Consider the following 12,557-nt stretch of genomic DNA (forward strand, 5'->3'; position numbering starts at 1 on the left):
GCAGGGCCGGCGCGCAACGAGGCGGAGCAAGGGGACGGATGGCAGCCTATATCCTGCGGCGCTTGCTGCTGATCATACCCACGCTGATCGGCATCATGCTGGTCAATTTCACGCTGACGCAATTCGTCCCCGGCGGCCCGATCGAGCAGGTGATCGCCCGCGTCCAGGGCGAAGGCGACGCGCTGCGCAACATCACCGGCGGCGCGGGCGAGGCGCCGCAGAATACCGAATATGCCGGCGCCCGCGGCATTCCGCCCGAGCTTCTGGACCAGCTAGAGGTGCAGATGGGCTTTGCCCGCATCACCTGCACCCCGGACCACCAGGGCGAGCCGGACCTGAAATCCGCCGATTGCAGCAAGGAAAAGATCGCCGCGGCCGAGCGCTTCCTGATCATGCTGGGCAATTACATCCGCTTCGATTTCGGCACCAGCTTCTTCCGCTCGATTTCCGTGATCGACCTGGTGCTGGAAAAGATGCCGGTCTCGATCACGCTGGGGCTGTGGTCGACGCTCATCGCCTATCTGATCTCGATCCCGCTGGGCATCCGCAAGGCGGTCAGGAACGGCACGCCCTTTGACACCTGGACGTCAGGGGCGATCATCGTGGGCTATGCCATCCCGGCCTTCCTGTTCGCGGTGCTGCTGATGGTGCTGTTTGCAGGCGGCAGCTATTGGCAGATCTTTCCCTTGCGCGGCCTGACCAGCGACAATTGGGCCGACCTTAGCCTGTGGGGCAAGGTCAAGGATTACCTGTGGCACATCACCCTGCCGGTGCTGGCCACGACGATTTCCAGCTTTGCGACGCTGACGCTTTTGACCAAGAACAGCTTCCTGGACGAAATCAACAAGCAATATGTCATGACCGCCCGCGCCAAGGGCCTGACCGAGCGCCGGGTGCTTTACAGCCATGTGTTCCGCAATGCCATGCTGATCGTCATCGCCGGCTTTCCGTCGATGTTCCTGGGCGTGTTCTTCGGCGCCTCGATCCTGATCGAGACGATCTTCTCGCTGGACGGGCTTGGCCGGCTGGGATTCGAGGCGGCGGTGCAGCGCGACTATCCGGTGATCTTCGGCACGCTTTACGTCTTTGGCCTGCTGGGCCTTTTGATCGGCATCCTGTCGGACCTGATGTATGTGCTGGTCGATCCGCGCATCGACTTCGAGCGGAGGGCCGGCTGATGGCGATGACGGAACTGAACCGCCGCCGGCTGCGCAATTTCCGCCGCAACAAGCGCGCCTTCTGGTCGCTGGTGGTCTTTACGCTGCTGTTCGTGGCCTCGCTGTTTGCGGAACTGATCGCCAATGACAAGCCGATCCTGGTCAGCTATCGCGGAGAGCTGCATTTCCCGGTCTATCGCTTTTACCCCGAAACGGCCTTTGGCGGCGATTTCGGCACCGAGGCGATCTATACCGATCCCGGCGTGCAATGCCTGATCCGCACCGGCGGGCGGCCCGAATGCTGGGACGACCCCGAGGCGACCGAGCGCGAGGCGCGCGAAACCGGCCAGGTCGCGGGCGAGGCGGTTCAGCAGGGCTGGATGCTGTGGCCGCCGATCCCCTATCATTACCGCAGCATCAACAATGTCGGCACCGCCCCCAGCGCGCCGGACGGCGCCCATTGGCTGGGCACCGACGACACGGCGCGCGACGTGCTGGCGCGGGTGATCTACGGCTTTCGCCTGTCGATCCTGTTCACGCTGATCGTGACCGTGACCGCCTCGGTTCTGGGCATCGCGGCGGGCGCGGTGCAGGGCTATTTCGGCGGCCGCACCGACCTGGTATTCCAGAGATTGCTTGAGATATGGGGTTCAACCCCTTCTCTTTATGTGATTATCATCCTGTTCGCGATCCTGGGACGAAGTTTCTGGCTGCTGGTCTTTGTCTCGATCCTGTTTGGCTGGCCGGCGCTGGTCGGGGTGGTGCGGGCCGAGTTCCTGCGCGCGCGCAATTTCGAATATGTCCGCGCCGCCCGCGCGCTTGGGGTCAGCGATCGCATCATCATGTTCCGCCATATCCTGCCCAATGCCATGGTGGCGACGCTGACCATGCTGCCCTTTGTCGTGACCGGCACCATCTCGTCCTTGGCGGCGCTGGATTACCTGGGCTATGGGCTGCCGACCTCGGCGCCCTCGCTGGGAGAGCTGGCCTTGCAGGCCAAGCAGAACCTGCAAGCGCCCTGGCTGGGCTTCACCGCCTTTTTCAGCTTTGCGATCATGCTGTCGCTGTTGGTGTTCATCTTCGAGGGCGTGCGCGACGCCTTCGACCCCAGAAAGACCTTTCGATGACGGCGGTTCTGGAAGTCAGCGACCTGCGGGTGGGGTTCCGGCAGGACGGCCAGCTTGTGGCCGCCGTCAAGGGCGTCAGCTTCACCGTAGGCCAGGGCGAGACGGTGGCGCTGGTCGGTGAATCGGGCAGCGGCAAATCGGTCACGGCGCTGTCCACGGTGCGGCTTTTGGGCGATGCGGCCGAGGTCGCGGGCTCGGTCCGCTACGCTGGGCGCGAGTTGATCGGCGCCTCCGATGCGGAATTGCGCCGGGTGCGCGGCAACGACATCAGCTTCATCTTCCAGGAACCGATGACCTCGCTGAACCCGCTGCACACGCTGGAACGGCAATTGGCCGAAAGCCTGGCCCTGCATCAGGGGCTGCGCGGGACCGCGGCGCGGGCGCGGATCATCGAATTGCTGACCCGCGTCGGCATCCGCGACCCGGAAACCCGGCTGGCCGACTATCCGCACCAACTGTCGGGCGGCCAGCGCCAGCGGGTGATGATCGCCATGGCGCTGGCGAACGGGCCGGAACTGCTGATCGCCGACGAGCCGACGACGGCGCTGGACGTGACCATCCAGGCGCAGATCATGGAATTGCTGGCCGAACTCAAGGCCGCCGAAGGGCTGTCGATGCTGTTCATCAGCCACGATCTGCGACTGGTGCGCCGCATTGCCGACCGGGTCTGCGTGATGAAGGGCGGCGAGATCGTCGAGCAGGGCCCGGTCGAGGAAATCTTTGCCAATCCGCAGCACGAATACACCCGCATGTTGCTGGCGGCCGAACCGACGGGCCGGGCGGGTCCGGTCCCGGCCGATGCCCCGCAGGTCGTGGCGGCGCAGGACCTCAAGGTCTGGTTCCCGATCCAGCGTGGCTTCCTGCGACGCACCGTCGGCCATGTAAAGGCGGTGAACGGGGCCACGCTTTCGGTCCGCGCCGGCGAAACGCTGGGCATCGTCGGCGAATCCGGTTCCGGCAAGACCACGCTGGCGCTGGCGATCATGCGGCTGATCGAAAGCCGCGGGCCAATCCTTTACATGGGCCGCGACATTTCGGCGATGTCGGGGCGGGCGCTGCGGCCCCTGCGCCGCGACATGCAGATCGTGTTCCAGGACCCCTATGGCAGCCTGTCGCCGCGCATGACGGTCGAGCAGATCATCGCCGAGGGCCTGGGCGTCCATGGCGTCGAGCCGGGCCGCGACCGCCGCGAGATGGTCGATGCCATCATGCGCGAGGTGGGGCTGGACCCCGCCACCATGCACCGCTATCCGCATGAATTCAGCGGCGGGCAGCGCCAGCGCATCGCCATTGCCCGCGCCATGATCCTGAACCCCAGGCTGGTGGTGCTGGACGAGCCGACCAGCGCGCTGGACATGACCGTGCAGGTGCAGATCGTGGACCTGTTGCGCGGATTGCAGCGCAAGCACGGGCTGGCGTTTCTGTTCATCAGCCACGACCTGCGCGTGGTGCGCGCCATGTCGCATCAGATCATGGTCATGCGCGCCGGCGAAGTGGTCGAACAGGGCGCAACCGCGGCCGTCTTCGAAAGGCCGCAAAGCGACTATACCCGGCAGTTGATCGCCGCGGCATTCCTTACGGCGACGGATGAGGATTTCGTGGCAAGTTCATGAAAATCCTGTTCGTTCATCAGAACTTTCCCGCGCAGTTCCTGCATCTGGCGCCGGCGCTGGCGGCGCGGGGCCATGACGTGCTGGCTTTGACGGACCAGGGCAATACACGCAATTCGTCGGTTCGGACGGTGCGTTACAAGACGCCGGAAAAGCTGGACCTGCCGCCGCTGCTGGGCCGCACCTATAGCGAGATGGCCGAGCGCGGCTGGCTGGCCGCGCGGGGCTGCCGGGCGTTGCGCGACCGCCATGATTATACCCCCGACCTGATCTTCGGCCATAGCGGCTGGGGCGAGACGCTGTTTCTGCGCGAGATCTGGCCGGATGCCAAGCTGCTGGTCTATGCCGAACTGCTGTATCGCACCCGCGGCCATGACGTGGGTTTCGACCCCGAAATCAGCCCGGACGGGGATCAGGCGCGGGTCGCCACCGTCGCGCGCTCGGCCCATCTCATCCAGGGGCTGGTGCAGGCCGATGCCGGCCTGGCGCCGACGCGCTATCAGGCGGACAGTTTCCCGCCCGAACTGCGCGGCAAGCTGACGGTGATCCATGACGGCATCGACACGCAGAAGGTCCGCCCCGACCCGCAGGCGGTCTTTGCGCTGCCCGACGGGCGCAAGCTGCGGGCAGGGGACGAGGTGCTGAGCTATGTCTCGCGGTCGCTCGAACCCTATCGCGGCTTTCACCGCTTCATGCGCGCGCTGCCCGCGGTGCTGCGGGCGCGGCCCCAGGCCCAGGTGGTGCTGGTCGGCGGCGACGGCGCCAGCTATGGCGGCCTGCCCAAGGACGCGCCCGGCTGGAAGGACAAGCTGTTGGCCGAGCTGGACGGAAGCCTGGACCTGTCGCGCATCCATTTCATGGGGCGGGTGCCCTATCCGCAATATCTGGCGCTGTTGCAGATCGCCTCGGTGCATTGCTACCTGACCTATCCCTTCGTGCTAAGCTGGTCGCTGACCGAAGCGATGGCGGCGGGCTGCTATGTCGTGGCTTCCGACACCGAGCCGGTGCGCGAACTGATCCGGGACGGCGAGAATGGGCGGCTGGTGCCGTTCTTTGACCAGCCGGCGCTGGAAGCGGCGCTGATCCGCGGGCTGGAAGGCGACCCCCAGGCCGCGCGGCTGCGTGCGGCGGCGCGCGAAACCATTCTGGACGGCTATGACCTGCATCGCCACAGCCTGCCGCGCCTGGTCGACTGGGTCGAAAGCTTCGCGTCCTAAAGCTCGATCTCGTTTTCGGGGTCGCGCCTGGGCAGGGGATGGGGCGGCGCGTCAGCGGGCGGGGTCGCGCCCGGCCCCTGGTCTTCTGGGGGCGCGGGGCGCAGCATGTCGCGCAGCGCATCGCCCAGCGGCGGGGGCGGCGGCGCATCCGCGCGGCGGCGGATCAGGATATCGCCATTCTCCAGCCGTTCGGGCGCGTGGTAATGGCGCGCATCGTCCATCAGCTTGCCGATATCCTGCAAGACCGGGGCCAGCGCGCCCAGCGTGTCGCCCATGTCCCGGCCCAGCCGGTCCAGATGCGGCGCGGCCCGGTCCAGCAGGTTGCGCATGAAACTGTCCAGCCCCTGTTCCAGCCCGTCATCGCTGCCAACCGCCGGCGGCGGCTTATCGGCCAAGGGCGGCTCGTAACCCTGGGCCAGGACGGCAGGGGCCAGGAACGTGCAAAGCAGGGCGGGAAGAACAAGGTTGCGCATGGCCGGTCCTTGGGCTGTTCGCAGGGGAAACATGCGCCGGGCCGGGCCGGTTCCCTTAGGCTGGCCGGACGCGATGCATGTTGCGGAAATTGTCCCAAGCCTCGTTCAGGGCGCGGGTGCGGGCCTCGGCCAGGCGGATCGCCTCGGGCGGCAGGCCGCGGGCCACGGCCCGGTCGGGATGGCTTTCGCGCACCAGATCGCGCCAGCGCCGCCGCGCCTCGGGCAGGGGGGTGTCGGGCGCGACGCCCAGCACCTCGCACGAGGGGCAACCTTGCCGGCGGTCGTGGCGGGCGCGGATCGCGGCGATGGCGGCGGGCGACAGGCCGAAGATGCGCGCCACCTCGTCGATAAAGATGATCTCGGCCTCGTGCAGGTCGCCGTCGGCCACGGCGATGATGAACAGTCCCTCGACCACATCGGCCAGGACCGGATCGCCCGGCGGGAACATGGCGGCGATGCGGCCCGCCCAGGCGTCGAAGCCCGCAACGTCCTGGCGCGCCAGATCAAAGACGCGGGCGGCGTTCTTTTCCTCGGCCCGCGGGATGATGAAGACGCGGCGAAAGGCCGCCACCTCGGACCGGGCGACCGCGCCGTCGGCCTTGGCAAGCTTGGCCCCCAGCGCGATCACCGCGATGGTGAAGGCCACGGATTTTTCGGGCGGCGTGGCGGGCCGGCGCGCGCCGACGATCGCCGCCAGCCGGTCGGCGATGCGTTGCCAGAAGCTGCGCGGCTTTGGCAGTTCCGGGCAGGGTCGTTGCTTGTCCTTGATCGCGGCGTCCATGGGTTGAGCCTAGGCGGGGCGGGATGCCAAGTCCATTGACATTCCCGCCAGCCCCAAGGCTTTATCTGCGGCTTTCCAGCGCGCCCTTGACCACCAGCACCACCAGCGCGATCACCGTCAGCGTCGAGGCCGCGGCAAAGGCCCCGGTGGTGTTGAGGTCGTTGAACATCAGCTCGATCTGCAAGGGCAGGGTGTTGGTCTGGCCGCGGATCGCGCCCGAGACGACCGAAACCCCGCCGAATTCGCCCACGGCGCGGGCCGTGCAAAGCACCGCGCCGTAAAGCAGCGCCCAGCGGATATTGGGCAGGGTGACGCGGGAAAACACCTGCCAGCCCCGCGCGCCCAGCGTGACCGCCGCCTGTTCCTGTTCGGAACCCTGGGCTTGCATCAGCGGCAGCACCTCGCGCGCGACGAAAGGGGCGGTGACAAACATCGTGACCAGCACGATGCCCGGCAGGGCGAACATCACCTTCAGGTCATGCGCGGCCAGCCACGGACCCAGCAGCCCCTGGCGGCCGTAAAGCAGCAGGTAGCAGATGCCGGCGATGATCGGCGAGATGGAAAAGGGGATCTCGATCAGCACCATCAACAGCTTGCGCCCCGGAAAGCGAAAGCGGGCGATGGCCCAGGCGGCGGCGATGCCGAAGGCGATGTTGACCGGCACCACGATCACCGCGACCAGCGCCGTCAGCCAGATCGCATGCAGGACCAGCGGGTCGGCGATGTTTTGCAGATAGACCGCCCAGCCTTCGGCCAGGGCGCGCCAGAAGATGAAGACCAGCGGCGCCACGACCAGGATCGCGGTCAGCACGAAGGCCAGCCCGATCAGCAGGCGCGGCACCGCGCGGCTTTGGCCGGGGGCATGGGACAGGGCCAGGGCGGTCATCAGCGGGGCTCCAGATGGCGGGCGGCGCGGAACTGGATCAGGTTCGAGACCGCGAGCAACACCAGCGCGAAGATCAGCAGCACCAGCGCGATGGCGGCGGCGCCCTGATAGTCGTATTCTTCCAGCCGGATAAAGGCCAGAAGCGCCGCGATCTCGGTCTTGAAGGGCAGGTTGCCGGCGATGAACACCACCGCGCCGAACTCGCCCAAGCTGCGGGCGAAGGCCACGGTCGAACCCGCCAGCCAGGCGGGCAGGATCGCCGGCAGCACCACGCGGCGGAAGATCGCCCAGGGCCGGGCGCCCAGGGTCATTGCCGCCTGTTCCAGCGCCGGGTCCAGGTCCTCCAGCACCGGCTGGATGGCGCGCACGACAAAGGGGATCGAGGTGAAGGTCATCGCCAGAACCACGCCCCCCAGCGTATAGACTAGCTCGATCCCGGCGCCCGCCAGCGGCGCGCCGAACCAGCCATTGGCCGAAAAAAGCGCGGTCAGCGAAATGCCGGCAACGGCGGTCGGCAGGGCAAAGGGAATATCCATCAGCGCGTCCAGGATGCGCCGGCCCGGAAAGTCGTAGCGCGTCAGCACCCAGGCCATGAGCAGCCCGTAAAGCGCGTTGAAGATCGTGGCCAGCGCGGCGGCGGTCAGCGTCACCCGCAGCGCCGCCAGCGTGCGCGGCGCGGTGACGATGGCCCAGAACCGCGCCGGGCCGATCTCGGCCCCTTTCAGCATCAATGCCGCGACCGGGATCAGGATCACCAGTCCGACATAAAGCAGCGTCGTGCCAAGGCTGAGCGAGAACCCCGGCAGAACCCGCCGGGGCTTGATGGCGGCGGCGGTCATTGGTTGATGAAGACCGTGTCGAGGATGCCGCCTTCGGCCAGATGCTCGGCCGTCACCTTGTCCCAGCCGCCGAAAACCTCGTCGACGGTCAGAAGCTTCACCTCGGGGAATTCGGCGGCATATTTTGTCGTCACCGCCGGATCGGTGGTGCGGAAATGGTTCTGCGCCAACGTTTCCTGGGCCTGCGGCGAATAAAGCCAGGCCAGGTATTCCGTCGAGACCTCGGTGCTGCCGTTCCTTTCGGCGTTCTCTGTCACCAGCGCGACCGGAAAGGCCGCAAACAGGCTGGTCGGCGGCGTCACCGCCTGCAAGCCCTGGTCGGCATATTGTTGGGCGATGCCCTTGGTTTCGGCTTCAAAGGTGATCAGCACGTCGCCGATACCGCGTTCGGCAAAAGTCTGGGTGGCGGCCCGGCCGCCGGTGTCAAAGACCGGCACGTTGGCAAAGATCTTGCCGACGAACTCCTGCGCCTTCTCGGGGGTGCCGCCGTCCTGCGTCAGGGCATAGGCATAGGCGGCCAGATAGGTATAGCGGGCATTGCCGCTGGTCTTGGGATTGGGGAACACCGCCTGCACGTCGTCGCGCGCCAGGTCCGACCAGTCCTCGATCCCCTTGGGGTTGCCCTTGCGCACCAGAAAGGCCGGCAGCGAGTAATAGGGCGAGGCGCCGTTCGGCAGGGCCTCGCGCCAGTCCCCGGCGACCAGGCCGTTCTGGGCCAGCACGTCCACATCGGTTTCCTGGTTGAAGGTCACGACATCGGCCGGCAGCCCTTCGAGGATCGCGCGCGCCTGCTTGGACGAGCCGGCATGGCTTTGGTCGATGGTCACGTCGCGGCCGGTCTTTTCCTTCCAATGCGCCTGGAATTCGGGGTTCAGCGCCTCGAACAGCTCGCGGGCGATGTCATAGCTGACGTTCAGGATCTTGTCCTGGGCCAGCGCCGGGCTGCTGCCCAGCATCAGCGCCAGTGCGGCTGCGTGAAGCTTGCGGATCGTCATAGGCTTTTCTCCTTGCGGGGCAATGCGGGGGCGGCGGCCGGCAGCGGCAGGGCGCGCGGTCCGGGAAAGATCGTGCCCGCCTCGGGGCGCAGGTTGACGCGGGCGCCGGGGACCAGCCCCTGCGCCTCGGGCGCGCGGCGGGGCAGGTCGATGCCGAAGCGCTGCGCGCCGTCGGTCAGTTCCAGCCGCAGCAGGGCGCCGTTGCTGCTGCGATGCGCGATCTGCCAGCGCCCGGCCGGGTCGATCAGCGGCGTCACGTCGGCGGGGCGCAGGAACAGCGTGGCCGGCCCGTCCGGCAGGGCACGGTGGGGCAGGCGGCTTGCGTCCAGCCCCGGCGCCTGGGCCCGGCCGGCATGCAGCGCCACCGGCAATTCGATGGTCGCGCCCATGAAGCGGGCGACGAAGGGGCTGGCGGGATGGTCGTGGATCTGGTCGGCATTGCCGATCTGCTCGATCCGGCCCTCGCCCATCACCACGACGCGGTCGGCCAGTTCAAAGGCTTCCTCCTGGTCATGGGTGACGAAGATGGTGGTCGAGCCGGTCTCGTCATGCACCTGGCGCAGCCAGGCGCGCAGGTCGCGGCGAACGGCCGCATCCAGCGCGCCGAAGGGTTCGTCCAGCAACAGCACCGTCGGCTCGATAGCCAGCGCGCGACCCAGCGCGACCCGCTGGCGCTGGCCGCCCGAAAGCTGCGCCGGATAGCGGTCGCCCAGATGGGCGATTTGCAGGAACTCCAGCAATTGCGCGACTTTCGCAGCGATCGCCGCCTTGCCTGGCCGCTGGGCGCGCGGGCGCACGGTCAGGCCAAAGGCGATGTTGTCGCGCACGCTCATATGCGGGAACAGCGCGTAATGCTGAAAGACGAAGCCGATGCGGCGGTCCTGAGCCGCCAAATGCAGCCAGTCGGCGCCATGCACCGCCAGCCCGCCCGCATCCGGCCATTCCAGCCCGGCGATGATCTTGAGAAGCGTGGTCTTGCCCGAGCCCGAAGGGCCGAGCAGCGCCACCAGTTCCCCCGATGCGATGGTCAGGTCGATGCCGCGCAGCACCTGGGTGCCGTCGAAGCTTTTGGTCATGTGCTCGATGACGATGGACATGGCGCCTCCGGTTTGCGGGCCAGAGGTAGCCGCGCCCCCATGGCCCGGCAAGGCGGCGGGGCAGGCGGCGCGGCCGCGCCCGGCGAACGATTTCCCCTGTCCCGGCCAGCCGCGGATCGCTGTTCCACGCCGGGCCGTCCAGGGCGAAAGCCGTCCGGGGCCTGGCGGTTTTGCGGCTATGTTCCTTCTTATTTTTCAGGCAGCCGGGTCGCGCAGGCTTCGCAAGCGCGCGCGGTGCTGCTAGGGTCCGGCCAGGCGAAAGGATGGCGGGACGATGGATGTTGTGATCGGGCGGGAAAGCCCCCTGGCCAAGGATCTGGCGCCGCTGTTTGAGCGCCACACGGCCGACATGCATGCCGACACGCCGCCGGAATCGATTCACATGCTGCCGCGCGCCGCGCTGGAGCGCCCCGAGATCGCCTTTTTCGTCCTGCGCGAGGGCGGCGTTCCGCTGGGCATGGGCGCGGTCAAGCGCATCGCCCCCGATCATGGCGAGATCAAATCCATGCATGTCCTGGCCGAGGCGCGTGGCCGCGGCCATTCGCGCCGCCTGCTGACGGCGCTGATCGCCCATGCCCAGGCCCAAGGCATGGCGCGGCTTAGCCTGGAGACCGGGGTGCAGCGGACCTTCATCGCCGCGCGCGGACTATACGCGCGGGCGGGTTTCGTGGAATGCGCCGCCTTTGGCGACTACCGGCCCGATCCGAACAGCGTGTTCATGACAATTGACCTGCCTGGCCCGGATTGAATGGTTGATTCAGCCGCTATCCTGCGCCATGACTGCCGCCATGCGGCCCCGTAGCTCAACTGGATAGAGCAAGCGCCTTCTAAGCGCTAGGTTCCGGGTTCAAGTCCTGGCGGGGTCGCCACCTATTAAAAAATTCTTTAAATATCAGGCTCTAGAAGCCCGGTTTCCATTCTGGGGCGGATCGGTTTCCAATTTCTGTTCCTGATCCCCGAAGAGGATCCGTTTTCGGTCGGCGGCCTTGCTGTATCTCTGCACTTCGGACACTGCAGTCAATCTGCGAGCGGTTATACCGGCATGCGTGGGATCTGTCGTGCGGAGTGACACCTGCAGGACGCCGATTTTTGTGGACAACAGAGGCAAGCGTCGCCGCCAGTGATAGCTGTGACCGCGTTGGAGGATATGGGGTGTGGCTACCATTTCGATCGACCTCGCGTTGAGCGGGCGACCCTTGAACCTGGCGGCGGCTGTGTGACACTCTTGTGTGACACGCCAAAGCGAGGTCAGGAAATTCGTAGCAAAATCAATTCCTATTGATTTTTGGCTCCGGCGGTAGGGATCGAACCTACGACCAATTGATTAACAGTCAACTGCTCTACCGCTGAGCTACGCCGGAACACGGGGCGGTGTATAGCCGTGCTCTTGCGGGTCGTCCAGAGGGGTTTGCGCATTTTTTTCACCCATCCGAAAAATCCCCCGCAGGCCCCGGTCAATGCGCGGAAAAGACCGCACCCGAACCGATCGCGCCGGGGGTCGAGACCGCGCCAAGCTCGCCAAGCGCGATCAGATGCGCCAGCACGTTGCGCATCGCGGCCGGAAGCATCGCCGGCGGGATCTGGTAGATGCGCCGTGCCAGCGCCTCGGCCGTGGCGGGACCCTCGCGCAGCGCGGCCAGGATCTGCACCGTGCGCTCGCGCCGATGCGCGGCCAGTTCGGCCAGCCGCGCGGCCGGATCGCGCACCGCCGCGCCATGCGCCGGCAGCAGCAGCCGCGCCCCTGTCGAATCAAGCCGCGCCAGCGTGCGGAAGTAATCGGCCAGATCGCCATCGGGCGGCGAGATCAGCGTCGAGGACCAGCCCATCACCACATCGCCGCAAAAGATCGTCTCGTCCTGGCGAAAGGCCAGGTGGCCGGCGAAATGGCCGGGCGTGTGCAGGGCGCAAAGCCGCCATTCGTTGGTCTCGACCACCGCGCCGTCGGCCAGCGCGATGTCGGGGACGAAGCCGCGGTCCAGCCCTTCGCCGCCGTCGATGGCGCCTTCGCGGGCCAGCCGCTCCATCACCGCCGAGCGGCCCGATTCGGCGGGGCCGAAGCCCAGGATCGGCGCGCCGGTCGCCTGGGCCAGGGCGCGGGCGCCGCCGGAATGGTCCAGATGCGCATGGGTGACGAAGATATGGCTGATGCGCCCGCCCCCCGCGGCGGCCAGGATCGCCTGGCGATGCGCGGCCAGGTCCGGGCCGGGGTCGATCACGGCGATCCGCTCGCGTCCCAGCAGGAAGGTGTTGGTGCCTGGCCCGGTAAAGGGCGAGGGATTGTCGGCGGTGATGATCCGCAGGGCTTTCTCGGCGCTTGTCATAGGGCTAGCCTAGCGCCGACCAGGCCCGGTTTCCATGGGCCGGCGTGGGGGGCA

Annotated in this window: 13 protein-coding genes and 2 tRNA genes; 6 read left to right on the forward strand and 9 right to left on the reverse strand. The window is 67.1% G+C overall.

Annotated elements, in window-relative coordinates:
• Positions 1–38: 38 nt before the first annotated feature.
• From F3H32_RS02075 to F3H32_RS02090, 4 genes are read left to right on the forward strand one after another with little or no spacing between them, the layout of a single operon-like run.
• A complete protein-coding gene (locus tag F3H32_RS02075; protein WP_149763965.1) occupies positions 39–1,178 on the forward strand; it encodes a microcin C ABC transporter permease YejB in 1,140 nt (379 codons plus the stop codon).
• A complete protein-coding gene (locus F3H32_RS02080; RefSeq protein WP_149763967.1) occupies positions 1,178–2,284 on the forward strand; it encodes an ABC transporter permease in 1,107 nt (368 codons plus the stop codon). Before F3H32_RS02075 ends, F3H32_RS02080 begins: the two co-directional genes overlap by 1 nt.
• Positions 2,281–3,897 (forward strand): ABC transporter ATP-binding protein, encoded by a 1,617-nt coding sequence (locus F3H32_RS02085; protein WP_149763969.1) that lies wholly within the window; start codon positions 2,281–2,283, stop codon positions 3,895–3,897. The genes F3H32_RS02080 and F3H32_RS02085 overlap by 4 nt, the downstream gene beginning before the upstream one ends.
• Positions 3,894–5,111, forward strand: coding sequence for a glycosyltransferase (locus tag F3H32_RS02090; RefSeq protein ID WP_149763971.1), 1,218 nt, complete (start codon positions 3,894–3,896; stop codon positions 5,109–5,111). Before F3H32_RS02085 ends, F3H32_RS02090 begins: the two co-directional genes overlap by 4 nt.
• On the opposite strand, the gene F3H32_RS02095 is transcribed toward F3H32_RS02090, so the two are convergent.
• The 6 genes from F3H32_RS02095 to F3H32_RS02120 all read right to left on the reverse strand — a co-directional run bounded on the left by F3H32_RS02095 (position 5,108) and on the right by F3H32_RS02120 (position 10,182).
• Entirely contained in the window at positions 5,108–5,584 is a 477-nt protein-coding gene (locus F3H32_RS02095) for a hypothetical protein (RefSeq protein WP_149763973.1), read from the reverse strand. The genes F3H32_RS02090 and F3H32_RS02095 overlap by 4 nt on opposite strands.
• Positions 5,585–5,639: 55 nt before the next feature.
• Positions 5,640–6,365, reverse strand: a complete 726-nt coding sequence (locus tag F3H32_RS02100; protein WP_149763974.1) for a molecular chaperone DjiA — start codon at positions 6,363–6,365, stop codon at positions 5,640–5,642.
• A gap of 61 nt (positions 6,366–6,426) precedes the next feature.
• Positions 6,427–7,251, reverse strand: a complete 825-nt coding sequence (gene cysW / locus F3H32_RS02105) for a sulfate ABC transporter permease subunit CysW (protein ID WP_149763976.1) — start codon at positions 7,249–7,251, stop codon at positions 6,427–6,429.
• Positions 7,251–8,090: a sulfate ABC transporter permease subunit CysT gene (gene cysT, locus F3H32_RS02110; RefSeq protein WP_149763978.1), complete on the reverse strand. Its 840-nt coding sequence runs from the start codon at positions 8,088–8,090 to the stop codon at positions 7,251–7,253. The genes cysW and cysT overlap by 1 nt, the downstream gene beginning before the upstream one ends.
• Complete coding sequence (locus F3H32_RS02115) at positions 8,087–9,085, reverse strand: sulfate ABC transporter substrate-binding protein (protein ID WP_149763980.1); 999 nt, start codon at positions 9,083–9,085, stop codon at positions 8,087–8,089. The genes cysT and F3H32_RS02115 overlap by 4 nt, the downstream gene beginning before the upstream one ends.
• Positions 9,082–10,182 (reverse strand): sulfate/molybdate ABC transporter ATP-binding protein, encoded by a 1,101-nt coding sequence (locus F3H32_RS02120; protein ID WP_149763982.1) that lies wholly within the window; start codon positions 10,180–10,182, stop codon positions 9,082–9,084. The genes F3H32_RS02115 and F3H32_RS02120 overlap by 4 nt, the downstream gene beginning before the upstream one ends.
• 274 nt (positions 10,183–10,456) lie before the next feature.
• Between F3H32_RS02120 and F3H32_RS02125 the strand changes: the two genes are divergently transcribed.
• Both F3H32_RS02125 and F3H32_RS02130 read left to right on the forward strand, forming a co-directional pair.
• Complete coding sequence (locus F3H32_RS02125; RefSeq protein WP_149763984.1) at positions 10,457–10,930, forward strand: GNAT family N-acetyltransferase; 474 nt, start codon at positions 10,457–10,459, stop codon at positions 10,928–10,930.
• Between the two features lie 44 nt (positions 10,931–10,974).
• Positions 10,975–11,051 (forward strand) — tRNA-Arg (locus tag F3H32_RS02130).
• 23 nt (positions 11,052–11,074) lie between these two features.
• Here F3H32_RS02130 and F3H32_RS18175 read toward each other — a convergent pair.
• The 3 genes from F3H32_RS18175 to F3H32_RS02140 all read right to left on the reverse strand — a co-directional run bounded on the left by F3H32_RS18175 (position 11,075) and on the right by F3H32_RS02140 (position 12,503).
• Complete coding sequence (locus F3H32_RS18175; RefSeq protein ID WP_394349603.1) at positions 11,075–11,347, reverse strand: DUF6538 domain-containing protein; 273 nt, start codon at positions 11,345–11,347, stop codon at positions 11,075–11,077.
• A gap of 121 nt (positions 11,348–11,468) precedes the next feature.
• Positions 11,469–11,543, reverse strand: a tRNA-Asn gene (locus tag F3H32_RS02135).
• A gap of 93 nt (positions 11,544–11,636) precedes the next feature.
• Complete coding sequence (locus tag F3H32_RS02140) at positions 11,637–12,503, reverse strand: MBL fold metallo-hydrolase (protein WP_149763986.1); 867 nt, start codon at positions 12,501–12,503, stop codon at positions 11,637–11,639.
• Positions 12,504–12,557: the final 54 nt, after the last annotated feature.

This window comes from Paracoccus thiocyanatus, from assembly GCF_900156255.1.
GTDB classification, from domain to species: Bacteria; Pseudomonadota; Alphaproteobacteria; order Rhodobacterales; family Rhodobacteraceae; genus Paracoccus; species Paracoccus thiocyanatus.